Annotated in this window: 23 protein-coding genes; 8 read left to right on the top strand and 15 right to left on the bottom strand. The window is 73.5% G+C overall.

Going from position 1 to position 26,965, the window contains the following annotated elements:
- Positions 1 to 6: 6 nt before the first annotated feature.
- Genes EDD28_RS09980 through EDD28_RS09970 form a run of 3 tightly spaced genes read left to right on the top strand, consistent with a single transcriptional unit; the run spans position 7 to position 5,833 of the window.
- Entirely contained in the window at positions 7 to 2,541 is a 2,535-nt protein-coding gene (locus tag EDD28_RS09980) for a phosphoketolase family protein (RefSeq protein ID WP_123739471.1), read from the top strand.
- Positions 2,538 to 4,628: a phosphate acetyltransferase gene (pta, locus tag EDD28_RS09975; protein ID WP_123739470.1), complete on the top strand. Its 2,091-nt coding sequence runs from the start codon at positions 2,538 to 2,540 to the stop codon at positions 4,626 to 4,628. The genes EDD28_RS09980 and pta overlap by 4 nt, the downstream gene beginning before the upstream one ends.
- Before the next feature lie 8 nt (positions 4,629 to 4,636).
- Complete coding sequence (locus tag EDD28_RS09970; protein WP_123739469.1) at positions 4,637 to 5,833, top strand: acetate kinase; 1,197 nt, start codon at positions 4,637 to 4,639, stop codon at positions 5,831 to 5,833.
- Positions 5,834 to 6,393: 560 nt separating this feature from the next.
- On the opposite strand, the gene EDD28_RS09965 is transcribed toward EDD28_RS09970, so the two are convergent.
- The 9 genes from EDD28_RS09965 to EDD28_RS09925 all read right to left on the bottom strand — a co-directional run bounded on the left by EDD28_RS09965 (position 6,394) and on the right by EDD28_RS09925 (position 15,216).
- A complete protein-coding gene (locus tag EDD28_RS09965) occupies positions 6,394 to 7,422 on the bottom strand; it encodes a nitroreductase family protein (RefSeq protein WP_123739468.1) in 1,029 nt (342 codons plus the stop codon).
- Positions 7,423 to 7,600: 178 nt separating this feature from the next.
- Positions 7,601 to 9,307 (bottom strand): putative PEP-binding protein, encoded by a 1,707-nt coding sequence (locus tag EDD28_RS09960; protein ID WP_123739467.1) that lies wholly within the window; start codon positions 9,305 to 9,307, stop codon positions 7,601 to 7,603.
- The gene (locus EDD28_RS09955; RefSeq protein WP_123739466.1) at positions 9,304 to 9,567 is read right to left on the bottom strand and encodes an HPr family phosphocarrier protein; all 264 of its coding nucleotides are present in this window, start codon (positions 9,565 to 9,567) and stop codon (positions 9,304 to 9,306) included. The genes EDD28_RS09960 and EDD28_RS09955 overlap by 4 nt, the downstream gene beginning before the upstream one ends.
- 63 nt (positions 9,568 to 9,630) lie before the next feature.
- Positions 9,631 to 11,124 carry a PTS fructose transporter subunit IIC gene (locus EDD28_RS09950; RefSeq protein WP_123739465.1) on the bottom strand — a complete coding sequence of 498 codons (1,494 nt, stop codon included), beginning with the start codon at positions 11,122 to 11,124 and terminating at the stop codon, positions 9,631 to 9,633.
- Positions 11,125 to 11,126: 2 nt separating this feature from the next.
- The gene (locus tag EDD28_RS09945) at positions 11,127 to 11,576 is read right to left on the bottom strand and encodes a PTS sugar transporter subunit IIA (RefSeq protein WP_123739464.1); all 450 of its coding nucleotides are present in this window, start codon (positions 11,574 to 11,576) and stop codon (positions 11,127 to 11,129) included.
- Between the two features lie 2 nt (positions 11,577 to 11,578).
- Entirely contained in the window at positions 11,579 to 12,541 is a 963-nt protein-coding gene (pfkB, locus tag EDD28_RS09940) for a 1-phosphofructokinase (RefSeq protein ID WP_123739463.1), read from the bottom strand.
- Complete coding sequence (locus tag EDD28_RS09935) at positions 12,538 to 13,299, bottom strand: DeoR/GlpR family DNA-binding transcription regulator (RefSeq protein ID WP_123739462.1); 762 nt, start codon at positions 13,297 to 13,299, stop codon at positions 12,538 to 12,540. Before EDD28_RS09935 ends, pfkB begins: the two co-directional genes overlap by 4 nt.
- A 287-nt stretch (positions 13,300 to 13,586) precedes the next feature.
- Positions 13,587 to 14,081, bottom strand: coding sequence for a GNAT family acetyltransferase (locus EDD28_RS09930; protein ID WP_123739461.1), 495 nt, complete (start codon positions 14,079 to 14,081; stop codon positions 13,587 to 13,589).
- Between the two features lie 10 nt (positions 14,082 to 14,091).
- Complete coding sequence (locus tag EDD28_RS09925; protein WP_123739460.1) at positions 14,092 to 15,216, bottom strand: GuaB3 family IMP dehydrogenase-related protein; 1,125 nt, start codon at positions 15,214 to 15,216, stop codon at positions 14,092 to 14,094.
- Between the two features lie 127 nt (positions 15,217 to 15,343).
- Between EDD28_RS09925 and EDD28_RS09920 the strand changes: the two genes are divergently transcribed.
- Positions 15,344 to 16,150 carry an exonuclease domain-containing protein gene (locus tag EDD28_RS09920; protein WP_123739459.1) on the top strand — a complete coding sequence of 269 codons (807 nt, stop codon included), beginning with the start codon at positions 15,344 to 15,346 and terminating at the stop codon, positions 16,148 to 16,150.
- An 87-nt stretch (positions 16,151 to 16,237) separates the two neighbouring features.
- Here EDD28_RS09920 and EDD28_RS09915 read toward each other — a convergent pair whose 3' ends face one another.
- Together EDD28_RS09915 and EDD28_RS09910 are read right to left on the bottom strand one after the other, a co-directional pair.
- Entirely contained in the window at positions 16,238 to 17,635 is a 1,398-nt protein-coding gene (locus EDD28_RS09915; RefSeq protein ID WP_123739458.1) for a class II fumarate hydratase, read from the bottom strand.
- Between the two features lie 81 nt (positions 17,636 to 17,716).
- A complete protein-coding gene (locus EDD28_RS09910) occupies positions 17,717 to 19,108 on the bottom strand; it encodes an MFS transporter (protein ID WP_123739457.1) in 1,392 nt (463 codons plus the stop codon).
- Positions 19,109 to 19,237: 129 nt separating this feature from the next.
- Between EDD28_RS09910 and EDD28_RS09905 the strand changes: the two genes are divergently transcribed.
- On the top strand, positions 19,238 to 19,801 hold the full coding sequence (locus EDD28_RS09905; protein ID WP_123739456.1) for an ArsR/SmtB family transcription factor: 564 nt from the start codon (positions 19,238 to 19,240) through the stop codon (positions 19,799 to 19,801).
- Between the two features lie 27 nt (positions 19,802 to 19,828).
- Here the strand turns inward: EDD28_RS09905 and guaB are convergent, their stop codons facing one another.
- Positions 19,829 to 21,403, bottom strand: coding sequence for an IMP dehydrogenase (guaB, locus tag EDD28_RS09900; protein ID WP_123739455.1), 1,575 nt, complete (start codon positions 21,401 to 21,403; stop codon positions 19,829 to 19,831).
- Between the two features lie 303 nt (positions 21,404 to 21,706).
- On the opposite strand from guaB, the gene EDD28_RS09895 reads away from it, so the two are divergent.
- Entirely contained in the window at positions 21,707 to 22,009 is a 303-nt protein-coding gene (locus tag EDD28_RS09895; RefSeq protein WP_123739454.1) for a WhiB family transcriptional regulator, read from the top strand.
- A gap of 254 nt (positions 22,010 to 22,263) precedes the next feature.
- Here the strand turns inward: EDD28_RS09895 and groES are convergent, their stop codons facing one another.
- The gene (gene groES / locus EDD28_RS09890) at positions 22,264 to 22,560 is read right to left on the bottom strand and encodes a co-chaperone GroES (RefSeq protein WP_123739453.1); all 297 of its coding nucleotides are present in this window, start codon (positions 22,558 to 22,560) and stop codon (positions 22,264 to 22,266) included.
- 308 nt (positions 22,561 to 22,868) lie between these two features.
- Between groES and EDD28_RS09885 the strand changes: the two genes are divergently transcribed.
- The gene (locus EDD28_RS09885) at positions 22,869 to 24,140 is read left to right on the top strand and encodes a THUMP-like domain-containing protein (protein WP_123739452.1); all 1,272 of its coding nucleotides are present in this window, start codon (positions 22,869 to 22,871) and stop codon (positions 24,138 to 24,140) included.
- 35 nt (positions 24,141 to 24,175) lie between these two features.
- Positions 24,176 to 25,324: a glutamate--cysteine ligase gene (locus tag EDD28_RS09880; RefSeq protein ID WP_123739451.1), complete on the top strand. Its 1,149-nt coding sequence runs from the start codon at positions 24,176 to 24,178 to the stop codon at positions 25,322 to 25,324.
- A 58-nt stretch (positions 25,325 to 25,382) separates the two neighbouring features.
- On the opposite strand, the gene EDD28_RS09875 is transcribed toward EDD28_RS09880, so the two are convergent.
- Both EDD28_RS09875 and EDD28_RS09870 read right to left on the bottom strand, forming a co-directional pair.
- Positions 25,383 to 26,069, bottom strand: a complete 687-nt coding sequence (locus EDD28_RS09875) for a GNAT family N-acetyltransferase (protein ID WP_123739450.1) — start codon at positions 26,067 to 26,069, stop codon at positions 25,383 to 25,385.
- Positions 26,070 to 26,121: 52 nt separating this feature from the next.
- Positions 26,122 to 26,910: an alpha/beta hydrolase gene (locus EDD28_RS09870; protein WP_170169420.1), complete on the bottom strand. Its 789-nt coding sequence runs from the start codon at positions 26,908 to 26,910 to the stop codon at positions 26,122 to 26,124.
- Between the last annotated feature and the right edge of the window lie 55 nt (positions 26,911 to 26,965).

Here is a 26,965-nt window from a genome sequence, read left to right as displayed (position 1 = left end):
GACCCCATGGCAGCAGCGGAGCACACCCCCGAGCACACGCCCGAGCCCACCACGGACTCGTCGACCGCCACCGGCTGGCGCTACCGCCCGGCCACGCCGCTCGACGACACCACCCTCCACCGCATCGACCGCTGGTGGCGCGCCGCCAACTACCTGTCGGTGGGGCAGATCTACCTCCTCGACAACCCGCTCCTGCGCACGCCCCTGACGCGCGAGGACGTGAAGCCCCGCCTGCTCGGCCACTGGGGCACGACGCCGGGGCTCACCTTCCTCTACGCGCACGCCAACCGGGCGATCAAGGAGCGCGACCTCTCGACCATCTACATCACGGGCCCCGGCCACGGCGGGCCCGGCCTCGTCGCGGGCGCCTACCTCGACGGCACGTACTCGGAGACCTACACGGACATCACGCGCGACGCCGAGGGCCTGCGCCGGCTGTTCCGCCAGTTCTCCTTCCCGGGCGGCATCCCCAGCCACGTCGCGCCCGAGACGCCGGGCTCGATCCACGAGGGCGGTGAGCTCGGCTACGCGCTGAGCCACGCCTACGGCGCCGCGTTCGACAACCCGGACCTGCTCGTCCTCGCGGTCGTCGGCGACGGCGAGGCGGAGACCGGCCCGCTCGCGACGTCGTGGCACTCGAACAAGTTCGTCGACCCGGCCACCGACGGCGTCGTCCTGCCGATCCTCCACCTCAACGGGTACAAGATCGCGAACCCGACCGTGCTCGCCCGGATCGGCGACGACGAGCTGCGCGACCTCATGCGCGGCTACGGCCACACACCGCACGAGTTCGTCGCCGGGTTCGACGACGAGGACCCCGTCTCGATCCACCGGCGGTTCGCCGTCCTGCTCGACCAGGTCCTCGACGAGATCGTCGCGATCAAGGAGCGCGCGGCGGCCGGCGACACGTCCCGTCCGATGTGGCCGATGATCATCTTCCGCACGCCCAAGGGCTGGACCTGCCCCGAGTACATCGACGGCAAGCGCGCCGAGGGCTCCTGGCGCGCCCACCAGGTGCCGCTCGCGAGCGCACGGGACACCCCCGAGCACCTCCAGGTCCTCGCGGACTGGCTCGCGTCCTACCGCCCCGAGGAGCTGTTCGACGACGACGGCCGGGTCGACGACGACATCGAGGCAATCACCCCCGCCGGCCAGCTCCGGATGAGCGACAACCCGCACGCCAACGGCGGCCTCCTCATGCACGACCTGCGCCTGCCGGACTTCCGCGAGTTCGCGGTCGACGTGCCGACGCCGGGCTCCGGCCTGCACGAGAACACCCGCGTCCTCGGCGAGTGGCTGCGCGAGGTCATCCGGCTCAACCCGACGAACTTCCGCATCTTCGGTCCGGACGAGACCGCGTCGAACCGGCTGCAGGCGGTGTTCGGCGCGACCGACAAGGCGTGGAACGCCGAGCTGCACGCGGGCGAGGACACGGACGAGCACCTGGGCGTCGACGGCCGCGTCGTCGAGATGCTCTCGGAGCACCAGTGCCAGGGCTGGCTCGAGGGGTACCTCCTGACCGGCCGGCACGGCCTGTTCAACTGCTACGAGGCCTTCATCCACATCATCGACTCGATGCTCAACCAGCACGCGAAGTGGCTCAAGGTGACGCGGGAGATCCCGTGGCGCCGTCCGATCTCCTCGCTCAACTACCTGCTGTCGAGCCACGTCTGGCGCCAGGACCACAACGGCTTCAGCCACCAGGACCCCGGCTTCATCGACCACGTCGTCAACAAGAAGCCCGAGGTCGTCCGCGTCTACCTGCCGGCCGACGCCAACACGCTCCTGTCCACCTACGACCACTGCCTGCGCAGCCGCGACTACGTCAACGTCGTCGTCGCGGGCAAGCAGCCGGCCCCGCAGTACCTCACGATGGACGAGGCGATCGCGCACTGCACGCGCGGCCTCGGCATCTGGGAGTGGGCCGGGTCGGAGGTCGACGGCGAGGAGCCCGACGTCGTGCTGGCCTGCGCCGGTGACGTCCCGACGCTCGAGGCGCTCGCGGCGGCCGACCTGCTGCGCCGCAACGTCCCGGACCTGCGGGTGCGCGTCGTGAACGTCGTCGACCTCATGCGGCTCAACAGCGAGTCGGAGCACCCGCACGGCCTGTCCGACCGGGACTTCGACTCCTACTTCACGACGGACCGGCCGGTCATCTTCGCCTACCACGGCTACCCGTGGCTCATCCACCGCCTCACCTACCGCCGCACGAACCACGCGAACATCCACGTGCGCGGCTACAAGGAGGAGGGCACGACGACGACGCCCTTCGACATGGTGATGCTCAACGACCTCGACCGGTTCCGGCTCGTCATCGACGTCATCGACCGGGTCCCCGGCCTGGCCGCCCGCTACGCGGGCCTGCGCCAGCGCATGGCGGACAAGCGGATCGAGGCGCGGGCGTACACGCGGGCGCACGGCGAGGACCTGCCCGAGATCGCCGAGTGGGTGTGGCCGGACGCGACCGCCCCCGCGGCCACCGGCGACGACGGCAGCACAGGTATCAACGCAACTCTTTCGACAGGTGGAGACAACGAGTGAAGGCACGCACGGTCTACCTCGCGGCGCCCGAGGGGAACATCGGGAAGTCGACGATCGCCCTCGGGCTGATCGACATGTTCGCGACGCGGGTCCAGCGCGTCGGGGTGTTCCGGCCCGTGGTGAGCGGTCCCGACGACGGCGTCCTGCAGGTGCTCCTGCGGCACGACGGCGTCGACCTCACCTACGAGGACTGCGTCGGCGTCACCTACGACGACGTGCACGCCGACCCCGAGGCCGCGCTCGACGCGATCCTCACCAAGGCGCGCGCCCTGGCCGAGCGGTGCGAGGTGCTGGTCGCCGTCGGCTCGGACTACACCGACGTCGCCGGCCCGACCGAGCTCGCTTTCAACGCGACGATCGCGGCGAACCTCAACGCGCCCGTCGTCCTGGCCGTCGGCGCCCGCGAGCGCACGCCGGCCCAGGTGAAGCAGGTCGCGGATGTCGCCATCGCCGAGATCCTCGCGCACCACGCGCACGTCGCCGCGGTGTTCGCCAACCGGTGCGCGCCGCAGGACCAGCGCGCGATCGCCGCCGAGCTGAGCTCCGAGGGGATCCCGGCGTTCACGTTCCCGGAGATCTCGCTGCTGTCCTCGCCGTCGGTGCGGGACGTCATGCGCGTGCTCGACGCCCACCTGCTCGTCGGCGACGAGGAGCTCCTCGACCGCGAGGCCGAGCACATGCTCGTCGGAGCCATGGGCATCGAGCACCTCATCGAGCGGCTCAAGGAGGGCTCGTTCGTCATCACGCCGTCGGACCGGTCCGACGCGATCGTCGCGCTCCTCGCCGCGCACTCCTCCCCCGACTTCCCGACGCTGTCCGGCGTGGCGCTCAACGGCCCGGAGGAGCTGAAGCCGAACGTCCGCAACCTCGTCTCCTCCCTCGCGCGGAGCCTGCCGATCCTGCGCACCGAGCTCGGGACGTTCACCGCGGCGACCGCCGTCGCCGCGACGCGCGGCACGCTCGCCACGGGCTCGCAGCGCAAGATCGACCTGGCGCGCAGGACGTTCGAGGAGACGGTCGACCCGGCCGTCGTGCTCGCGGCGCTCGACGTCGAGCCGGTCAAGGTCGTCACCCCGCTCATGTTCGAGCACATGCTCTACGAGCGGGCGCGGGCGCAGAAGCGCCACATCGTCCTGCCCGAGGGCGACGACGACCGCGTGCTGCGGGCCGCGTCGACGGTCCTGTCCCGCGGCGTCGCCCGGCTGACGATCCTCGGCGTCGAGTCGGCCGTCCGCCAGCGGGCCGGCGAGCTCGGCCTCGACATCGCCGAGGCAACGATCCTCGACCCGGCCACCTCCGCCTACCTGGAGGAGTTCGCGCAGGTCTACACCGAGCTGCGCAAGCACAAGGGGATGACGGTCGAGCGCGCGCGCGAGATCGTCCAGGACGTGTCGTACTTCGGCACGCTCATGGTGCACCTCGGCTACGCCGACGGCATGGTGTCGGGCGCCGCGCACACCACGGCGCACACGATCAAGCCGTCGTTCGAGACGATCAAGACCACGCCGGGCGTCTCCGTCGTGTCGGGCTGCTTCTTCATGTGCCTCGCCGACCAGGTGCTCGTGTACGCCGACTGCGCCGTCAACCCGGACCCGAACGCCGAGCAGCTCGCCGACATCGCGATCTCCTCGGCCCGCTCGGCGCTGCAGTTCGGCGTCGAGCCGCGGATCGCGATGCTGTCGTACTCCACGGGCTCCTCCGGCAAGGGCGAGGACGTGGACAAGGTGCGCCGCGCGACCGAGCTCGTGCGCGAGCGGGCGCCGGAGCTCGTCGTCGAGGGACCGATCCAGTACGACGCGGCGGTCGACCCCGGTGTCGCCGCGGCCAAGATGCCGGGCTCCCCCGTGGCGGGCCAGGCGACGGTGCTGATCTTCCCCGACCTCAACACCGGCAACAACACGTACAAGGCGGTCCAGCGCTCGGCCGGCGCCGTCGCCGTCGGCCCGGTGCTCCAGGGGCTGGCCAAGCCGGTCAACGACCTCTCCCGAGGCGCTACGGTCAAGGACATCATCACGACGGTCGCCATCACGGCGATCCAGGCACAGGACTCGTCCGGGCCACTCGCCCCGGACGAGGAGAGGAACTGACCCCCTTCATGAGCACCTCCCGCTCCGTCCTCGTCATCAACTCCGGCTCGTCCTCGCTGAAGTACCAGCTCCTCGACGCCGACACGGGCGACTCGCTCGCCACCGGTCTCATCGACCGGATCGGCGAGGACTACTCGAACGTCGCCCACACGGCGAACGGCGAGAAGACCACGCGCCAGCTCCCCATCCCCGACCACGAGGTGGCCATCGAGGTCATGCTCGGCCTGTTCGACGAGCTCGGCCCGTCCTCGCTCGCCGAGGCCGGGATCGTCGGGGTCGGACACCGCGTCGTGCACGGCGGGACGCAGATCGTCGGCCCGACGCTGGTCGACGACGCGGCCGAGGCGATCGTGGCGGAGCTCGCGCCGCTGGCGCCGCTGCACAACCCCGCGAACCTCACGGGCATCCGCGTGGCGCGCCGGCTGCTGCCGGACGTGCCGCACGTCATCGTCGCCGACACGGCGTTCTTCACGAACCTGCCCGCCGCCTCGGCGACGTACGCCCTCGACCGCGAGGTGGCCGAGAAGCACCAGGTCCGCCGCTACGGCGCCCACGGCACGTCGCACCAGTACGTGTCGAAGGCGGCGGCCGAGTTCCTCGGCCGCGACGTCGCCGACCTCAACCAGATCGTGCTCCACCTCGGCAACGGGGCCTCGGCCTCGGCGGTGCGCGGCGGTGCGCCGATCGACACGTCCATGGGGCTGACGCCGCTGGAGGGCCTGGTCATGGGGACGCGGACGGGCGACATCGACCCGGCCGTCGTCGTGCACCTGTACCGCAACGCCGGGCTGTCGATCGACGAGATCGACGACGTGCTCAACCGCCGGTCCGGGGTCAAGGGCCTCGCCGGCGTCACCGACATGCGCGAGCTCGACGAGCTCGTCAAGGCCGGCGACCCGGCCGCGCAGCTCGCGCTCGACGTCTACGCGCTGCGGCTGAAGAAGTACGTCGGCTCCTACCACGCGGAGCTCGGCCGGCTCGACGTCATCACGTTCACGGCCGGGATCGGCGAGAACGACGACGTGGTGCGCGCCCGCTCCCTCGAGGGGCTCGAGATGTGGGGCATCGAGGTCGACCCCGAGCGCAACGCCGTCCGGTCCAAGGAGCCGCGCGTCATCTCGCCCGACGGCGCCCGCGTCACGGTGCTGGTCGTGCCGACGAACGAGGAGCTCGAGATCACCCACCAGGTGCTCGAGGTCATCTGAGTCGACCGAGCACTCGACGGCCCGGTGGCGGTCGCGGTTCGCCGCGTCCACCACCGGGCCGTCTCACGTCCGGGATGCGGTCGTGACGTGGCCACGGACGATGCCGTGGCCGGGAGTGGCGCCGTGGCCACGACAGGGCCGGGTCACAACGAGCATCCGGTTGGGCCAGGGCCAGGGTGCTGCCGTAGCCACCACTGGGCCGTCTCACGTCCGGGATGCGGTCGTGACGTGGCCACGAACGATGCCGTGGCCGGGGAGTGGCGCCGTGGCCACGATAGGGCCGGGTCGCATCGAGCATCCGGTTGCGCCGTGGCCACGGGTGTTGCAGTGGCCACCATCGGGCCGGGTCGCACCGAGCATCCGGTCCCACGGTGGCCACGGGTGCTGCTGTAGCCCCGGGTGGCGCCGTGGCCACCATCGGGCCGGGTCGCACCGAACATGCGGTCCCGCGGTGGCCGCGGGTGTTGCGGTGGCCACCACTGGGCCGGGTTGCGTCGAACATGCGGCCCCGCGGTGGCCACGGGCGTCGCCGTGGCCACCGCGGGCCGGAGCCGCAGGGACTAGAGGATGACCTCCGCCACGGGGCGGCGCGGCGTGCGGGGGTGGGTGAGCGGCGACGCGGGGTGGCCGAGACGCAGGATCTGGTGCACCACGACGTCACCGCCGAGCGCCTCGCCCGCGGCCGCGTCGACCGCGGCGCGCGAGTCGACCTCCTCGAGCGCCTGGCCGAGCACACCGATGCCGAGCCCGATCGCGGTGGCCGCCAGCATGGCGCGCTGCATCGCGTAGCCGCCGAGGAACTGGTCGAGCGGGGCGTCCGAGCCGGACGTCAGCACGAGCAGCGCCGGGTCGTGCTCGAAGAACGTGGCCTCGCCCGTCGCGGCCGAGCCCATCGGCGTCTGGTTGAAGTCGCGGGTCGGGATGCGGCCCTCGGCGTCGGGCAGGCCGACCGCCTCCGCCGGGATGCCCGTGCTCTCCGTGCGCTCGATCCAGGCCTCGACCTCCTCGAGGTAGTCGGCGTCGTCCTGGCGCTCCAGCTCGGCCGCGGCCGTGAGCCGCAGCAGCGCCCGGACGAGCGACTCCGGCGCCTCGTGGGCCGCCATGACGCCCTGCGAGCCGGGGACGGCCGCGGCGATCTGCGCCCACTCGACCTGCGTCGGGGCGCCGCCGGTGAGCGGCTCGCGCGTCGTGAACCGCTCGCGGATCGCGCCGCCGAGGCTCGCGGCCTCGGCGCGGCGCTCGTCGTCGGCCGGGACGTCCGTGATCGTGAGGACGGCGAGCGGCCGACCGGCGTACGCGGCCCCGCCGGCGAGCTCGCCCTCGGGCACGAGGTCGCCGACGCGGACCTCGGTCGCGATCTCCTGGCCCGTGGCCGCCACGAGCGCGAGCTCGAGGTTGGCGACGACCGCCCCGATCGACGCGAGCGCCCAGCGACCCACCGGGTCGACGGTGCGGGGCGTCTCGTCGGCGTCGAGGCTCACGGCGATCGAGTCGCCGAGGATCTCGAAGCGCCAGGGCTGGGCGTTGTGGATGGACGAGGCGTAGGTCGCCTCCTCGATCGCTGCAACGAGCTGGTCGCGGTCGGCCATGGGTTTCCTCCGGGTACTCAGGGGACTGCTGGGTCCTGTGCTGACTGGTCTGTCGGGCGCCGGTCGCCCTGGCACTGCATCTCCCACGCTAGGGTCTCCCGTCGCGCGCCGAAGGGGAAGAAGGTCCCCGCGCCGCCCGCCCGGGCACGCCACACCCGCGACGGCGACGTGATGCTCGTCACGCGAGGAGCCGACGCGCCTCCTCGGTGAGCAGATCGACGACGGCGGCGCGCCCCTGCGTCGCCGACGCGGCACTGAGCGCGGCCTCCGCCATGGCCTCGCACTGCGCGAGCGTGTGCCGGCGCAGCGCGTAGCGCACGGCGGGCACCGACCCGAGCGACATCGACAGGCTGGTGACGCCGAGGCCCGTGAGGACGAGCGCCATGAGCGGGTCCCCGGCCGACTCCCCGCACACCCCGACCGGCTTCCCCAGCGCGCGCCCGGCCCGCGCGGTCGTCGCGACGAGCTCGAGGACGGCGGGCTGCCACGGGTCGAGCAGGTCGACGAGCTGGCCGGCCAGCCGGTCCGTCGCCATCGTGTACTGCGCGAGGTCGTTCGTCCCGAGCGAGACGAAGTCCACCTCGGCAAGCACGGCCTCGGCGCGCAGCGCCGCCGCGGGCACCTCGATCATGACGCCGACGCGGGTGAGCCCCGCGGCGCGGGCCGACGCCGCGAACTCCGCGGCCTCCTGCGGCGTCGCGATCATCGGGGCCATCACCCACGGCTGCGTCCCGGTCTCGGCCGCCGCCTGCCCGAGCGCCGCGAGCTGCTCGGTCAGCAGCCGCGGGTGGACGCGCCCGATCCGGTAGCCGCGGACGCCGAGCGCCGGGTTCTCCTCGTCGGCGAGCGTGGCGAAGGCCAGCGGCTTGTCCGCGCCGGCGTCGAGGGTGCGGACGACGACCTTGCGCCCGCCGAACGCCGCGAGCGCCGCCGTGTACTCGGCGGCCTGAGCCGCGACGCTCGGGGCGGCCGTCGCGTCGAGGAACAGCACCTCGGTCCGGAACAGGCCGGAGCCGGCGACCGCGCGCGCGTCCGTCGCGGCCGCCGCCCGCTCGGCGTCGGCGGCGGTCCCGATGTTGACGAGCAGGTCGACCGGGTGGCCGTCCGCCGTCGCCCCGGGGGCCGTGTCCTCCTCGAGCGCCAGCTCGGCGTCGGCCAGCCGCCGGATCGCGGCGACGTCCTCGTCGTCCGGGTCGACGACGAGGCGCCCGGCGCGCGCGTCGACGAGCACGCGGGTGCCGTCGGGCACGTCGCCGGCCCCCGTCACCCGGACGAGGCACGGGATGCCGAGCTGCCCGGCGATGATCGCCGTGTGGCCCGTCGGGCCGCCGAGCTCCGTGACGATGGCGAGGACGCGGTCGAGGTCGAGGGCCGCCGTGTCCGCCGGCGCCAGGTCGCGGGCGACGACGACGCTCGGCTCGGCCAGCTCGGGCACGCCCGGCAGCGGAGCCCCGACGAGGACGGCGACGACGCGGTCGCGCACCGAGGCGAGGTCGGTGACGCGCTCGGCCATGAGGCCGCCCATCGCCGTGAACATCTCGATGAAGCCGCCGATGGTCTTCTCCACGGCCGCGACGGGGGGCGTCCCGGTGCTGAGCTCCTTGCGCGTCCCGGTCAGCAGGGCGGGGTCGGCCGCGATCTGCGCCGTCGCCGCCAGCACCTCGCCCATGCTCCCGGAGGCGCGCTCGGCACGGGCCGCGAGGTCCGCCGAGACGGTCGCGAACGCGGCTCCGACGACGTCGGGCAGCTCGTCGTGCGGGACGGGGGCGCCGTCCCGCTCGATCACGGCGTCCGACGCCGGCCGGACCGGCTCGCGGACCTGGACGACCGGCCCGACGACGGCGCGACGTCCGACGCCGACGCCGGGCAGCACCCGCGCGCTCACGAGGCGTCCAGGTCCGTGGCGACGAGCTCGGCGAGGCGGTCGAGCGCGGCGTCGTCGTCGCTCGCGAGGACGACCTCCTCACCCGCGGCGATCCCGAGCGACATGAGGAGCAGGACGCTCGAGGCATCGACCCCGTCCTCCCCCGGCCGGCCGATGAGGACGGTCGCGGGGGCGGCGGCCGCAGCGGCCTGGCTCACGAGTGCGGCGGGGCGGGCGTGCAGCCCGGAGGACGAACCGACGACGACGGTGCGGCTGGCCATGTGGTGACTCCTTGGGGTAGGGCAGCGACTGTGCTGGGACGAGGTGGGACGGGCGGGTGGACGTCAGGCCGCGGCCACGGCGGCGGCGGCCTCCTCCTTGACCGCGGACGTGGCGCGCATCGACTTCAGGACGATGATGGCACCCGCGGTGACGCAGGTCCCCGCGGCGACGGCAAGGAGGAAGAGGAACGGGTTCCCGATGAGCGGGAGCACCCACACGCCGCCGTGCGGAGCGACCAGCGTCGATCCGAACGCCATGACGAGGCCCCCGGTGACCGCCGAGCCGGCGATCGAGGAGACGATGACGCGCCAGGGGTCGGCGGCCGCGAACGGGATGGCGCCCTCGGAGATGAACGAGGCGCCGAGCAACCAGCTCGCCTTGCCGTTCTCCCGCTCGATCGGCGTGAAGAGCTTCTTCCGGACCGTCGACGCGAGGGCCATGCCGAGCGGGGCGACCATGCCAGCCGCCATGACGGCCGCCATGATCTTGTACTGGGCGGCGTCGCTCGCGAGTCCCTGCGTCGCGAGGCCCGTGACAGCGAACGTGTACGCCACCTTGTTGATCGGGCCGCCGAGGTCGGAGCCCATCATGGCTCCGAGCAGGACGCCGAGCAGGACGATCGAGCCCCCGGACAGGCCCTCGAGCCACGACGTGAGCCCGCCCATCAGCGCGGCGATCGGGCGGCCGATCAGGACCAGCATGAGGATGCCGATACCGAGCGAGGACAGCAGGGGGATGACGACGACCGGCATGATGCCCCGAACGCCCTTGTGCACCTTCCACCGGCTGATCCACAGGGCGAGGAAGCCGGCCGCGAAGCCGGTGAGGAGACCCCCGAGGAAGCCCGCGCCGACGAGCACCGACGCGGCGCCGCCGACGAATCCCGGAACGAGGCCCGGCCGGTCGGCGATCGCGAACGCGATGTAGCCGGACAGCACGGGGACGAGGAAGCCGAAGGCGAGCTGACCGGTGGCCAGCAGCACGATCGACCAGTGCTGCAGCGAGCCGAGGTCGAAGTCGGAGAAGACCGCCACCTGGTCGGCGGCCGTGACCTCGATGGCACCCTCGGCGCCGCCCCAGGCCACCTGGGCGAGCATGAACGAGATGGCGATGAGGATGCCGCCGGCGGCGACGAACGGGATCATGTACGAGACGCCGGTCATGAGCTGCTTGCGGACGCGTGAGAGCCCGCTGTCGGCCGGCCCCGACGAGGTGGGGACCGGCGCGCTGGCCGCGGGGGTCGCGACGCCGCTCGCCACGGCGGCGACGGCCTCGTCGATCACCTTGGCCGGCTCGTGCACGGCGCGCTTCACGCCGACGCTGATGGTCGGCTTGCCCGCGAACCGCTCCTTGCCCTTGACCTCGAGGTCGGCGGCGAAGATGACGCCGTCGGCGTCCTGGATGACGCTGAGCGGGATCTCGTCGGTCCCGATCGAGCCCTGCGTCTCGACGACGACCTCGTGGCCGGCGGCGCGCCCGGCCTGCTCGAGGGCCTCGGCGGCCATGTACGTGTGGGCGATGCCCGTTGGGCACGAGCTGACTGCGACGAACTTCATGGTCAGGACACCGCCTCGGTGACGATCGCGGCGACGGCGTCGGCGTCCGCGGCGTCGCGGATCGAGCCGGTGAAGGCGGGGTTGACCAGCTTGCGGGCGAGCTTCGCGAGGATCTGGAGGTGCTCGTTCGCGCCCTCGGCGGGGGCGGCGATGAGGAACACCAGCGTCGCCGGGCCGTCGGGGCCGGCGAAGTCGACGCCGCCGGGGACGGTCGCAACGGCGAGGGACGGCACGGTGACGGCGGCGGACTTGGCGTGCGGCAGGCCGATGTTGCCCGGCATGCCGGTGGCGGTCTGCGCCTCGCGGGCCGTGACGTCCGCGACGAACGCAGCGGCGTCCGTCACTCGGCCGGCGGCCGCGAGCCTGCCCGCGAGGGCCTCGATGACGGCGTCCTTGTCGACGGCGTCCAGCCCGACGGCGACCAGATCGGCGGTGATGAGGGTGTCAGACATGGTTACAGCTCCTTGATGGGGGTGGTGGGGTCGAGGTCGAGGTCGACGCGGACGGCGCGCGCGTCGATGAGGTCGGGGGTCGGAACGGCCGTGCCCGGCAGGAGGACCGCCGCGCGGCCCCAGGCGACGGCGGTGCGCAGGCACTCCGCGTCGTCGACCTGGTCGAGGTCGCCGCCCGAGGCGGCGAGGAACCCGGCGAGCGTCGTGTCGCCCGCGCCCACCGTCGAGGCGGGGACGAGGGCCGGGCCGCCGGCCCAGCAGGCGGCGTCGGCGGACACGAGCAGGGCGCCGTGCGAGCCGAGGCTCACCAGCACGCGCGTCGTGCCGAGCGCCACCACCTCCCGCGCCGCGGCCACGACGTCCCCGACGGTCGGCAGGGGGCGTCCGGCGAGCTCGGCGAGCTCCTCGTCGTTGGGCTTGACGAGCGCGAGCCCGCCGACGGCGACGGCCGCGTCGAACGCCGGACCGGACGTGTCGAGGACGAGGTGGGCTCCGGCTGCGCGGACCACCTCGCCGAGGGCGACGTAGAACCGGTCGTTGGCTCCCCGCGGGAGGCTGCCGGCGCCGACGACGACGTCGCCCGGCCCGACCGCGGCGGCGACGGCGGCGAACAGCTCGGCCTGGCCTGCGTCGTCGAGCACCGGGCCGGGCGCGTTCACCTTGGTGGTGACGCCGGAGGCGACCTGGAGCGTGACGTTCGAGCGCGTCCGTCCGGGCAGTGGCACCGCGCGGACGGCGACGCCGGTCGGCTCGAGCAGCGCGACGAGCAGGTCGCCGTCGTGACCGCCGACCGGGAGGACGGCGAGCGTCTGGACGTCGTTCGCGGCCAGCGCGCGGGAGACGTTGATGCCCTTGCCGCCGGCGTCGACGTGGACCGCGTCGGCCCTGTTGACCTCGCCGAGCTGGAGCACGTCCAGGTCGTAGGCCCGGTCGACCGACGGGTTGGGGGTCAGGGTGATGATCATGCGCGAACGACCTCCACGCCGGCTGCGGCGATCTCGGATGCCAGATGGGCGTCGACGGCGGCATCGGTCACGATCGTGTCGACGGCCTCGAGCTGGGCGAAGGTGACGAGCTCGTCGTGACCGATCTTGCTGTGGTCGGCCAGGACGACGACGCGCCGGGCCGCGCCGGTGATGGCCCTCTTCACCTCGGCCTCGGCGACGTCGCGGGTCGAGAGCCCGCGCTCCAGCGTCAGCCCGTTGGTCCCAAGGAAGGCGAGGTCGGTCGTGAGCGTCGAGATCGCGGAGGTGGCCCAGGGGCCGACGTTCGTGAGGGTGGTTCCGCGCGTCGTGCCGCCGACGACGAGCAACGTGACGTTGTCGCGCTGCGCGAGCGCGTTCGCGATCGGGATCGCCTGCGTGATGACGGTGAGCTGTCGATCGGTCGGCAGGACCTGGACGAGACGCGCCGTCGTCGTCCCCCCGTCGATGAGGATCGTCGTCGCGTCGCCGATCTCGGCCAGCGCGGCCTGGGCGATGGCGTCCTTCTGTGCCGTGTGGACGGCGTCGCGCTCCACGACGGTCGGCTCGAACGGGAGTCGCTCGAGCGCGACCGCGCCGCCGTGCACGCGCCGCAGCAGGCCCCGGCGCTCGAGCGCGGTGAGGTCGCGTCGGATCGTCTCGGTCGCGACGTCGAACCTGGCGGCGAGGGCCGTGACGTCGACCCGGCCGTCCGCGCGCGCCAGCATCACGATCTCGGCGTGACGTTCCGGTGCGTACACGGCTGCTCCTTCCGGCGCATCGATGCGCCGCTGGTGCGTTCTCGCCGACGGCCATCGTCGACACACCCGACAATGCCCGACTGTGTGGTTTCTGTCAAGCGATTCCACTTAAACGGGCAGAGTCGGGTCTCGTGTCCAACGAAAACGGGCATCATCGAGGCGGTCGTCCGGGGCTGATGCTCTCGCGTGGCACCGGGGTCGACCGGCCCGGCGGCCCGCGTGTCAGCGGCGACCGGCCGGGCTGCGCGCGGAGCAGCGTCCAGTCAGCGGCGGCGGGTCGTGCGCGGTCAGAGCCAGCGGCCGTAGACCTCCGTGTCCTGCGGCTCGTAGCCCAGGTGCGGGTAGAGGGACGCGGCGGGGTTGCCCCGGCGCACCATGAGCTGGACCTTGCGCGCGCCGCGCTCGGCGAGCCAGGCCTCGGCCGCCGCGATCAGCGCCCGGGCGATCCCCGCGCCCCGCAGCCCGGGTGCGACGGCGAGGTAGTAGAGCCAGCCGCGGTGGCCGTCGTAGCCGGCGAGGACCGTGCCGACGAGGCCGCCTGCCACGCTCGCGTCGTCACCGGTCGCGCGGGCGACGAGCACGGTCGAGGCGGGCGACGCCAGCGCGTCGGCGAGGTCGCGCTCGGGCGGGTTCCACGGCCGCGTCAGTCCGCACGCCTCCCACAGGGCGACGACGGCCGCGACGTCCTCGGGCGCCACACCGTCGGGCCCGTCGTCGGAGAGCCCAGCGATGCGCACGCCGGCGACGGGGTCGAGCACGAACGGTCTCGCGTCGTCGGGCATCGGCCGGCGGTCAGCGGGGGTCGTACGGCGAGACGACGACCTCGACCCGCTGGAACTCCTTGACGTCCGAGAAGCCGGTGGTGGCCATGGCCTTGCGCAGCGCGCCGATGATGTTGAGCGTGCCGTCGGCACGGCCGCCCGGCCCGAACAGGATCTCCTCCATCGTGCCGACCGTCCCCACGCGGACGCGCTCGCCGCGCGGCAGGTCGGGGTGGTGCGCCTCGCTCCCCCAGTGCCAGCCGCGACCGGGGGCCTCGACGGCGCGGGCCAGCGCGGCCCCGAGCATGACGGCGTCGGCGCCGCAGGCGATCGCCTTGACCAGGTCGCCGCTGCGGCCGACCGACCCGTCGGCGATGACGTGGACGTACCGGCCGCCGGACTCGTCCATGTAGTCGCGCCGCGCCGCCGCCACGTCCGCGACGGACGTCGCCATCGGCGCGTGGATGCCGAGCGTGATCCGGGTGGTCTGGGCCGCGCCGCCACCGAAGCCGACGAGGACGCCGGCCGCGCCGGTGCGCATGAGGTGGAGCGCCGCCGTGTAGGTGGAGGCGCCGCCGACGATCACCGGGACGTCGAGCTCGTAGATGAACCGCTTGAGGTTGAGCGGCTCGGCCGAGGAGGAGACGTGCTCCGCCGAGACCGTCGTCCCTCGGATGACGAACAGGTCCACACCGGCGCCGACGACCGTGCGCCACAGCTCCTGCGTGCGCTGCGGCGAGAGCGCGCCGGCGACGGGCACCCCGGCCTCGCGGATCTCGCGGATGCGCTGCGTGATGAGGTCGGGGACGATCGGGGCGGCGTAGAGCTCCTGCATCCGGCGCGTCGCGTCACCCGACGGGATCGTCGAGATCTCCTCGAGGAGCGGTGCCGGGTCCTCGTAGCGGGTCCACAGACCCTCGAGGTCGAGGACGCCGATGCCGCCGAGCCGGCCCAGCTCGATCGCCGTCGCCGGGCTCATGACCGAGTCCATCGGAGCCGCCAGCACCGGGATCTCCTGGTGGTAGGCGTCGATCTGCCAGGAGGTCGACACGTCGCTGGGCGTGCGGGTGCGGCGGGACGGGACGACCGCGATGTCGTCGAACGTGTAGGCGCGCCGTCCCCGCTTGCCCCGGCCGATCTCGATCTCGTTGCTCACCCCACCAGGCTAGTCGCCAGCTCCGACACCTCGGTTCGCCGTCCGGGGAGCTGGCGCGCCGCGCCGGACGAGGGACACGGGCTGGACCCTCCCGCATCGTGTCGGAGGTCGGTGGTTGAGTGTCGGCATGGACTCATCGACCGGGTGGACCACGCGACGGATCGTCGGCTTCGACACGGAGACGACGGGCGTCGACGTGCGCACCGACCGGATCGTGACGGCGGCGCTCGTGATCCGCGCGGGCATCGGCGGGCTGTCCCAGGTCCGCACGTGGCTCATCGACCCGGGCGTCGAGATCCCCGAGGCCGCGAGCGCCATCCACGGCGTGACCACCGAGCACGCCCGCGCACACGGCGTCCAGCCGCGCGAGGCGCTGGAGGAGATCGCCTCGCTGCTCGCCGCCTCGATGTCGGCGGACTGCCCCGTCGTCGCCTACAACGCGTGCTTCGACCTCACGCTCCTGGAGTACGAGCTCGACCGGCACGGCCTTCCGACGCTGACGGAGCGGATCGGCCGCGCGCCCTCGCCAGCGATCGACCCGCTCGTGCTGGACCGCGCGCTCGACCGCTACCGCCCGGGCAAGCGACGCCTCGGCGACCTCGCCTCGTTCTACGGCGTCGTCGCCTCGGGCGAGCTGCACGCGGCGGACGTGGACGTCGACGCGACGCTCGACGTGCTGGGCGCGCTCGTCCGGCGGTTCCCCGAGCTGGGCGAGCTGACGCTCGACGCGCTGCACGACCGGCAGATCCGGGCGCACTACCGCTGGGCGTCGAGCTTCAACGACTGGCTGACCTCGAACGGGTTCGAGCGGGAGCCGGCGGACCTGGCGTGGCCGCTCGGGGGCCGGTACGCGCCGCCGACGGAGCTCCTCGTCGCGCTGGTCGAGCGGGCCCGACGGGCCGCGGTGGCGCGGCCCGTCGCGTACGGCGCATAGCGCCCGGTCCCGCACCGGCGCGACCGCGGGCCGCAGGCCGCAGGCCGCAGGCCGCAGGCCGCGGGCCGCGGGCCGCAGGCCGGGAGCTCAGGCCCGCGGCGTCGTCATCGCCGTGACGTCGAGGGCGGCGTCCAGCTGCTCCTCGGTCACCTCGCCCCGCTCGACGTACCCGAGGTCGAGGACGGCCTGGCGGATCGTCGTGCCGTCCTTGACCGCCTTCTTCGCGATCGCGGCCGCGGCCTCGTAGCCGATGAGCCGGTTGAGCGGCGTGACGATCGACGGCGAGGACTCCGCCAGCTCCAGGCAGCGCTCGGCGTTCGCCGTGATGCCGTCGACGCACCGCGTCGCGAGGACCCGCGCGGCGTTGCCGAGCAGCGTCGTGGACTCCAGGACGTTGCGGGCGATGACCGGGATCATGACGTTGAGCTCGAACAGCCCCGAGGCGCCGCCGTAGGTGATGGTCGCGTCGTTGCCGATGACCTGCGCGCACACCATGAGCGTCGCCTCGGGCAGCACGGGGTTGACCTTGCCGGGCATGATCGACGAGCCGGGCTGCAGGTCCGGCAGCGCGATCTCGCCGAGACCGGCGCGCGGGCCCGAGCCCATCCAGCGCAGGTCGTTGCAGATCTTCGTGAGCGAGACCGCGACGGTCTTGAGCGCGCCCGAGGTCTCGACGAAGGAGTCCATCGCGCTCTGCGCCTCGAAGTGGTTCGGCGCCTCGGTCACCGCCAGCCCCGTCTGCTCCGCGAGGTAGGCGATGACCTTCTGCGGGAAGCCGGCGGGGGTGTTGATCCCCGTCCCGACGGCGGTGCCGCCCTGCGGCAGCTCCCCCAGGCGCGGCAGGGTCGCCCGCACCCGCTCGACGCCGTAGCGCACCTGCGTCGCGTAGCCGCCGAACTCCTGGCCGAGCGTCACGGGCGTCGCGTCCATGAGGTGGGTCCGGCCGGACTTCACGACGTCGGCGAACTCCCGCGCCTTGGCCTCGAGCGAGTCGGCGAGCAGCTCGAGACCGGGCAGGAGCACCGTCGTCACGGCCTCGAGCGCCGCGATGTGGACGGAGGTCGGGAACACGTCGTTGGAGGACTGCGACGCGTTGACGTGGTCGTTCGGGTGGACGGTGCGGCCGAGCGCACGGGTCGCGAGCGTCGCGATGACCTCGTTCGCGTTCATGTTCGAGCTCGTGCCCGAGCCGGTCTGGAACACGTCGATCGGGAAGTCGGCGTCGAGCTCCCCGGCGATGACGCGGTCGGCCGCGGCGACGACGGCGGCGGCGATCTCGGCGTCGAGCACCCCGAGGTCGGCGTTGGCGCGGGCGGCCGCCTTCTTCACCTGGCCGAGCGCCGCGATGTGGTGGGGGTCGAGCCCGCGTCCGGAGATCGGGAAGTTCTCCACCGCACGCTGCGTCTGGGCCGCGTAGGTCGCGTCCCTCGGCACGCGGACCTCGCCCATCGTGTCGTGCTCGATGCGGTACTCGGTCTCGCTCACGGCGCCTGCTCCTTCGTCGGGTTGCTCGTCGGGTTGCCCCCAGCGATCGTGCCACGACTCGGCCGTCGACTCACCTCGCGCTCACGTGCCGGCGGGCGCTCCGCCGGCGCGGTCGACGTCGACGGCACCCGCGCGCCAGAAGCGCGCCCCGAGGACGGGCAGCGTCGAGGCGAGGGCACCCCCGGCCGCGATCCACAGCACCGGCAGCACACCGAGCTCGGAGCCGAGCCAGCCGGCCAGGAGCGCCGAGATCGGCATGACACCCCACACGACGAACCGGATCGACGCGTTCATCCGCCCGAGCAGGTCGTGCGGCGTGATCCGCTGCCGGAAGCTCACCTGGACGACGTTGTAGAGCAGGATCCCGAACGACCCCGCGAACCCGTACAGCAGGAGGACCGGCGTCGCGATCCCCGGGACCAGCGCGACGAGCGGCAGCAGCGAGGCCGGGACGCCGAACGCCAGCGCGCCGAGCGGGATCGCCCGCATCTCCCCCACGGCCAGCGCGATCCGCGGCGCCAGCACCGCGCCGACCAGCCCGCCGACCGAACCCGCCCCGAACACGAGGCCGAGGTGCAGCGCCGTGAACCCCAGGTCGCGCAGGAGGAACAGGGGCAGCAGGGTGAACGTCATCGTGGAGAAGAAGTTGGAGATCGCCGTCGTGGCGACGATCCGGCGCAGCCACGGGTTCCCGAACACCCACCGCACGCCGTCCCGGATCGCCGGCAGCAGCGCGGGCCGGTCGGCCTTCGGCGTCGGGCCGTCGTTCTCCACGCGCGTGGCCGCGAGCGCGACGAACGACGCGACGTACCCGCCGGCCGTCACCAGCATCGCGCCGGGGGCGCTGAGCAGCCCGACCAGCCAGCCGCCGATGCCCGGTCCGGCGATGCCGGCGACCTGCGCCGTCGACTCGAGCTTGCCGTTCGCGTCCGGGATCGACGGCCGCGGGACGAGGGCGGGGACGATGCTCTGGTACGCGACGTCGAAGAAGACGTTGGCGAGGCCGACGACGGCGGCGACGACGAGCAGGTGCCACAGCTCGAGGCTCCCGGTGAACCACAGGACCGGCACGGCCGCGAGGGCGACGACGCGGACCAGGTCGGCCGCCATCATCGTCCGCCGCTTGCTCCACCGGTCGACCCAGGCGCCGGCCGGCAGCCCGACGAGCAGGAAGGCCGCGACGCCGGCCGCGTTGAGCCAGCCCATCTGCTGCTCGGTCGCGGACAGCAGGACGACCGCGACGACCGGCAGCGCGATCTCGGTGATCTGACTGCCGAGCTGGGCCGCGCCCTGCCCGCCCCAGAAGGTGAGGAACGTGCGGTCCCGCCACAGCGACGGCGGCGCGGCGGCGGCCGTCAGCTCGTACGGGGCGGCGCCCGCGCCGCCCGCGACGTCCGGGGCGGCCGCGGGGGCGTCGGGCGACGCGTCCACCACGTCGGCCACGACGACTGGGACGTCCTGCGGCTCGCTCATCGGCACAGTCTCGCCCGATCGATTGGGACTTGTCAATCAGTCGGGCCGCCGTCGCACCCACCGCGCCCGGGATAGACCCGCGCGGCGCAGGGCAGACCTCGCCGGGCGAGCACGGCCTAGCGTGGGGGCATGAGCACCAACGCCGACGACGCGGCGGGCGAGCGGGAGGCGCAGGCGCAGGCCCGGGCGCTGTCGAGCCCGCTGCGGCTGCGGATCCTGCGGCTGTGCGGCTTCGACGCCCGGACGAACAAGGAGCTGGCGGAGCTGCTCGACGTCAACCCGGGCACGATGCTGCACCACGTGCGCACGCTCGTCCGCACCGGGTTCCTCGTGCCCGAGCCGGAGCGCACCGGCACCAAGGGGGCGCGGGAGGTCCCGTACCGCTCGACCGGGCTGTCCTGGCGCGCGCCGCACGTCCCGAACCAGTCCGTCGTGCTCCTGGAGACGATGCGCCAGCAGCTCGTCGGCGTCGACCCCGAGCGGGTCGAGGTGAGCTGGCTCGGCCTGCGCCTCAACGCCGAGCACGCCGAGGAGCTGCGCGAGCGCGTCCACGCCCTGCTCACGGAGTTCAAGGAGCGCGCGCCGGACGAGGACGGCGAGACGTTCTCCGTCGTGACCGTCGTCCACCCCGACCTCAACCCCCGGCCCGACCGCGTCGGCAGCGGGGAGGACGGGCCGGACGACGCACCCTGACGCCGGACTCGGCCGGCGCCCCGGGCCTCAGCGCCGGGAGTAGTTGGGCGAGTCGGCGACCATCTGCACGTCGTGCGGGTGGGACTCCTTGAGCCCGGCCGGCGTGATCCGGACGAACTTCCCGCGCTCCTGCAGGTCGGGGATCGTGCGGGCGCCGACGTAGAACATCGACTGGTGCAGACCGCCGACGAGCTGGTGGACGACCGCGGCGAGCCCCCCGCGGTAGGGCACCTGGCCCTCGATGCCCTCGGTGATGACGTCGTCGTCGGACACGTCGCCCTGGAAGTAGCGGTCCTTGGAGAACGAGCGGCGGTCCCCGCGCGACTGCATCGCGCCGAGCGACGCCATGCCGCGGTAGCGCTTGTACTGCTTGCCGTTCATCAGGACGAGGTCACCCGGGGACTCGTCGGTCCCGGCGAGCAGACCGCCGAGCATGACCGAGTCGGCACCGGCGACGAGCGCCTTGGCGATGTCGCCGGAGAACTGCAGGCCGCCGTCGCCGATGACCGGGACACCGGCCGGCTTGCACGCGAGCGAGGCCTCGAAGATCGCCGTCACCTGCGGGACGCCGACGCCGGCGACCACGCGCGTCGTGCAGATCGAGCCGGGCCCGACGCCGACCTTGACCGCGTCGACGCCCGCCTCGACCAGCGCGGCGGCGCCGGCGCGCGTCGCGATGTTGCCGCCGATGATCTGGACGTCGCGCGTGGCCGGGTCGGACTTCAGGCGGCGCACCATGTCGAGCATGAGGCGCGCGTGGCCGTTGGCCGTGTCGACGACGAGGACGTCGGCACCGGCCTCGACCAGGGCGGTGGCCCGCTGCCACGCGTCGCCGAAGAAGCCGACGGCCGCGCCGACGAGGAGGCGACCGGCGCCGTCCTTGGAGGCGTCCGGGTACTGCTCGGACTTGACGAAGTCCTTGACCGTGATGAGGCCGCGCAGGCGACCGGCGTCGTCGACCAGCGGCAGCTTCTCGACGCGGTGCTTGGCCAGGAGCGCCTGCGCGTCCCGGCGCGAGATGCCGACGTGCCCGGTGACGAGCGGGCAGGCCGTCATGACCTCGCGCACCAGCGTCGTCGCGAAGGTGTCGCGCGGGACGAACCGCAGGTCGCGGTTGGTGATGATGCCGACGAGCGTGCCGTCGGGCTCGACGACCGGGAGGCCCGAGACGCGGTACTGGCCGCACAGGGCGTCGAGCTCGGCGAGCGAGACGTCCGGGCCGACGGTCAGCGGGTCGGTGATCATCCCCGACTCGGACCGCTTGACCACGTCGACCTGGGCGGCCTGCGCCTCGATCGGGAGGTTGCGGTGGAGGATGCCGATGCCGCCCTGGCGGGCCATCGCGATCGCCATCCGGGCCTCGGTCACGGTGTCCATGGCGGCCGAGAGCAGCGGGATGGCGATGGACAGCTCGCGCGTGAGCCGCGTCGCCGTGTCCGCCTCGCTCGGGATCACGTCGGTCTCGCCGGGCAGCAGCAGGATGTCGTCGTAGGTGAGGCCGACGAAGCCGAACTTCTCCTCGAGGGACGGAGGGGCAGCGCTGGCGGGGGCACCGAGGGTGGAGGAGGCGAGCTGGCTGGTCGAGGAGGTCGTGGCCGTCACGCCTCCATCGTAGAGCGGGTGCGCGCGAGCGAGGGTGCCGGTGGCGGCGGCCGCGACCGCATGGGGGACGACGCGGCGAGGCGGCGCATGGCGTCGCGCGCGACGTGGCGTGACGAGGAACACGAAAGGGGGCGGTGATCCGGGACCAAAGTCCTTGACTCCACGGAGGAGGCACTTCGGCACCCATCGACCCACCTCAGGACCGAGTCGGCCGTTCTCGCTCACTTGAAACGGGTCTGACGTCCTCATAGAGTCGTCACACGCACCGTGAGACAGTGCGCGCGATATAAGGGGGTGTTGGCAGTGGCGGAGCTGTCGAGGTTGCCGGGTCCGGTCATGGACCTGTGGGAGTGGCAGTTCGATGGAGCCTGCCGGACGGCCGAGCCGTCGATCTTCTTCCACCCGGAGGGCGAGCGCGGTGGCGCGCGACGTCGGCGCGGCGAGGCCGCGAAGGCGGTCTGCGCCACGTGCCCCGTGATCGTCCAGTGCCGCGAGCACGCCCTCGCCGTGCGCGAGCCCTACGGGGTGTGGGGCGGCCTGACCGAGGAGGAGCGGCTCAGCGCCCTCGACGCAGACCTGCGAGGCCGCCTCCGTGACGTCGGCTGAGACCGGCGAGCCGTCGTCCGCGACCGGCCGGCGACCGCGGACGACGAGGCCCCGGAGCGGCTAGTCTGTCGGCCTGGAACGACTTCCCCGGGTGACCCCCTGCGCCCGGGGCGGAGGAGCCCCAGAGAACACGTTCGGTGCTCCTGCTGTTCGCGGTGAGGGTCGCGGACGGACAGCGAACGGGCCCCGGTCTGAGACCGGGGCCCGTTCTGCTGCTCGCTGACGTCGGCTCGGCCGACGTCAGCGGGCGAGCGTCACTTCTCGACGATGGCGAGGACGTCGCGCGCCGAGAGGATGAGGTACTCGGCACCCGCGTACTTGACCTCGGTGCCGCCGTACTTGCTGTAGATGACGATGTCGCCGACGGCGACGTCGACCGGGACGCGGTTGCCCTTGTCGTCGATCCGGCCCGGGCCGACGCTGAGGACCTTGCCCTCCTGGGGCTTCTCCTTCGCGCTGTCCGGGATCACGAGACCGGACGCAGTGACCTGCTCCGCCTCGACCGGCTGGACGACGATCCGGTCCTCGAGGGGCTTGATGGAGACCGACACGTCGGACCTCCCCTTCCGTAGCTTCAGTTGACAACGTTGACGAGGACGAGTGCGCCGACCGGCCGCCGTCGCGGGGATCGGACGATCTGCTCACTGCCCGTGGTTCCGGGGAGCGCGGGCCGCCGCGACGAGAGTCGCTGCCACCCGGTCCCGGTGCCTCGCTCATTCTAGAAATGAGTTAGCACTCGGTCAAGGCGAGTGCCAGGTGTCGCGTCCCGGCGCGCGCGGTGGAGCCGCGTCGGCCCGGCTCGGCGAGCGTCGGACCCCCGAGGGTTGGGGCACCGCGGAGCGTGGGGCAGGATCGGGGGGTGGATCTCGAGGCGCTGCGACAGCTGGCCGAACCCGCGGGCTGGGCCCTCCTCGCGGACCTTCCGGCCTACGACGAGAAGCAGAGCCTCGCCCTCGGCACGGCCCTGCGACAGGCCGGCTTCGCACCGGAGCTCGTCTCGGCGGCGCTCACGCAGTCGCGGCTGCGCGCCCGGGCGACCGGCAAGTTCGGCGATCTCGCGGCCGACATGCTCTTCACGCCGGACGGCCTCGAGCAGGCGACGCGCCTGTCCGTCGCCGCTCGCCACGCCCACCGGTTCCGGTCGGCCGGCGTCCGCGTCGTCGCCGACCTCGGGTGCGGCATCGGCGCCGACGCGCTCGCGCTGGCCGGGATGGCGCTCGACGTCGTCGCCGTCGAGCGCGACCCCGTCACCGCCCTGGTTGCCGCCGTCAACCTGCGCCAGTTCCCCGAGGCCCGCGTCGTCGCCGGTGACGCACTCGACCCGGACGTCCTGCGGGACGTCCTCGCCGGGACGTCGACGGGACCCGTCGACGGCGTGTGGGCCGACCCGGCGCGGCGCACCAGCAGGGGGCGGCTGCACCGCCTCGAGGACTACTCCCCCGCCGTCGCCGACCTGCTCGCCCTGCGCTCGCGCGTCCCGGCGCTCGGGATGAAGCTCGGCCCCGGCATCGCCCATCGCGACCTCCCCGGCGACGCCCTCGTCCAGTGGCTGAGCGTCGCCGGCGACGTCCTGGAGGCCGACCTCTGGTTCGGCGACCTCGCACCGGAGGGGACGGGCCGCGGCGCCGTCGTCGTCGGACGCGACGGCCGCGCGACGACGCTGCTCGACCCCGGTGACCCCACCGGTCCGATCACGCCGGCGCCGAGCGGACCGGGCGCGAGCGGTGGCGCGGCCGTCGGCCGCTACGTCTTCGAGCCGGACGGCGCGATCATCCGGGCCGGCCTGGTCCACCGCCTCGCCGAGCTCCTCGACGCGCGACTGCTCGACCCCACCATCGCGTTCCTCACGGGCGACCGGCTGCCCGCCGACGACGACACCGGGCGCTGCGTCGCGGCCTTCCGCGTGCTCGACGTCATGCCCTACTCGCTCAAGCGGCTGCGCTCCTACCTGCGCGAGCGTCGGATCGGCACGCTGGAGATCAAGAAGCGCGGCTGGGACCTCGACCCGGCGCGCCTGCGCCAGCAGCTTGCGTTGCGCGGAACCGCGTCGGGGACGATCATCCTCACCAGGGTCGCGGGCGAGCACCGCGTGGTCGTCGTCGAGCGCGTCGACCCGCCGGCACCCGCCTGAGCCGCCACCGGCAGCTCCCGAGCACTGGAGGAACGATGGCGCAGCCCTTCCCCGTCCCGTTCGCGACCTCGCGCCGCGGGACCATCGGGATCGAGTGGGAGCTCGCGCTCGTCGACGCCGACTCCGGCGACCTGCGCCAGTGCGCGGCGACGGTGCTGGACGAGCTGCGCCCGCCCGGGCAGAGCGAGCACCCGATGATCAAGCAGGAGCTCCTGCTCAACACGGTCGAGATCGTTACCGGGGTGAACGAGACCGTCGCCGGCGCCGCGCGCGACATCGAGCGCGCCGTCGGGGAGCTGCGCACGGTGACCGACCAGCTCCGGGTCGAGCTGATGTGCGCCGGGACCCACCCGTTCGCCCGCTGGACCGACCAGAAGGTCACCGACAAGCAGCGCTACACCACGCTCATCGACCGCACCCAGTGGTGGGGCCGGCAGATGCTCATCTTCGGCGTCCACGTGCACGTCGGGATCGAGGACCAGCGCAAGGTGCTGCCGATCATGCGCGCGCTGCTCACGGTGTTCGCGCACCTCCAGTCGCTCTCGGCCTCCTCCCCGTTCTGGGGCGGCGACACCACCGGGTACGCGTCGAACCGGGCCCTCATGTTCCAGCAGCTGCCCACCGCGGGGCTGCCCTACCAGTTCGCCGACTGGGGCGAGCTCGAGCAGTACGTCGGCGACCTCGTGCACACCGGCGTCATCGAGGAGTTCAACGAGGTCCGCTGGGACATCCGCCCCTCACCCGGCCTCGGCACGCTGGAGGTGCGGATCTGCGACGGCACGCCGTCGCTGCTGGAGCTGCGCGCGCTGGCGGCGCTGATCCACTGTCTCGTCGAGCACTTCTCGTCCGAGCTGGACGCGGGCCGCGAGCTGCCGACGATGCCGCCGTGGTTCGTCACCGAGAACAAGTGGCGCTCGGCGCGGTACGGGATGGACGCCATCATCATCCTCGACCGCGAGGGGAACGAGGAGCTCGTCACGGACTCGGTCACGGCCTGGCTGCGGACGCTGGAGCCCGTCGCGGAGCGCCTCGGCTGCCTGGAGGACCTCGACGGCGTGCGGACGATCCTGCGGATGGGCGCGTCCTACCAGCGTCAGCGCGCGGCGGCGCGCCGCAACGGCGGCTCGCTCACGGCCGTCGTCGACCTGCTGACGCGGGAGATGCGGGCCGACCGGCCGCTCTAGCGACGCCTCGGGCGACGACGGCTCGCCCGCTCCCGCACCGGTCAGCGCGCGGTGCCGGCTAGGACCCGGCGCCGTCCCCCGGTCGCTCCAGCTCCGCCCGCAGCTCCCGGACGCCGGACATCTCGACCGGGGCGCCGAGCAGCCGCCGGTTCGCGTCCCGCACCTCGAGCCAGCGCTCGCGCGTCATCCGGTAGCGGTGGTGCAGCGTCGCCCGCCCGTCCCTGACCATCTCGTCGTCGCCGTCGTGGAGGTACCCGACGCGGCGGGACACCGCGTTCGACGGCCCGTTGTCGGCCCACGCCCCCGACGTCACGGCGCGCGCGTCGAGCCCGTCGAAGAGCAGCTCGAGCATGAGCGCACGCATCCGCGAGCCGATGCCGCGGCCCTGGTGCTCGCGCCCCAGCCACGACCCGGTCTCGGCCGTCCGGAGCACGGCCCAGTCGCGGCCGCCCGCGCCCTGCATGCCGACCGGCTCGCCGGCCACGAGCACCGCGAGCTCGAGCTGCAGGGCCTCGGGTCCGACCCGGCCGCGCACGCCCCACTGGTAGGTCAGCACGCTGCGCGCGACCTCGCGCGGCGTGCCGCGGGTCCACGGGACCTGGAACGGCATCGCGTCGGGCGCGTGGACGCCGCGCGAGGCCAGCTCGGCGAGGTCGAGCAGCACGGCGTCGTCCGGCCAGCGCAGCTCCAGGTCACCGGCGCGGGCGCGCACGGCGGTGGCGGGCCAGAGATCGGCGAGTGTCATGGGCACCGGACCAGCCTGCCACGCGCGGCGTCGCCGCCGCGGTCACCCGGGCTCAGCCCCGGCCGCCCGGCCACTCCGCCGCGACGCGGTGGAGCCACCGTCCGTCGGCCGGGAGCGCGTGGCCCGACCGTTCGACGACGACGGCGCGCTCGCCCCGCACGTGCTCCTCCAGCACCCGGGCGGCACCCGCGACGTCGAGCGTGCGGTCCTCTCCCCCGAGCACGAGGAGCACGGGCACGCCCAGGCGAGCGAGGTCCGGGCGCGGGTCGACGTCGCCGTAGTCGGTCCAGCCGAGCACCGTGCGCACGACCAGCGCGCCGCACCGCCGGAGCGGTCCGGGCAGGTGGCCGTGCTCGGCCGCCCAGTGGTGGGCCGTCTGCTCCTTCGGCCGGACGAGGGGCGCCGAGCACAGGACCAGCCGGTCGATCGGGACGAGCGACGCGGCCTTGAGCGCCACCCAGGACCCCTCGCTGTAGCCGAGCAGCGAGACCGGGAGGCCCGGCAGGCGCCGGTGGACCCAGGCCACGGTCTCCGCCGCGTCCCGGGCGAGCGCGTCGTAGTCGCGCCGCAGCGCCGAGTACCCCTCCATCGCCTTGTCGACGACGAGGCTCGCGCAGCCCAGCTCCGCGAGCGCTTCGCGGTACGGACCAAACCCCTCGGCGTCGCCGTGGCCGCTCCCGTGGACGAGGACGACGACCCGGCGCGCGGCCGGCGGGAGGGTCAGCAGCGCGCGGCGCTGGACGCCCCGGACGACGAGGGCGGTGCGCTCGACCAGGGCCGGCTGGCGCTGGCCCGGCTCCTGCCGGCCTGGCTCCTGCGGGCTCGGCTCCTGCGGGGTCACCTCGTCGACCCTACGCGTCGAAGCCGCGCGTCGGGGCCGCGCGTCGGGGCCGCGC

It is taken from the genome of Salana multivorans, from assembly GCF_003751805.1.
GTDB classification, from domain to species: domain Bacteria; phylum Actinomycetota; class Actinomycetes; order Actinomycetales; family Beutenbergiaceae; genus Salana; species Salana multivorans.
The sequence above is the reverse complement of the archived record's forward strand: the minus strand, read 5'-3'. Positions and strand labels throughout refer to the sequence as shown.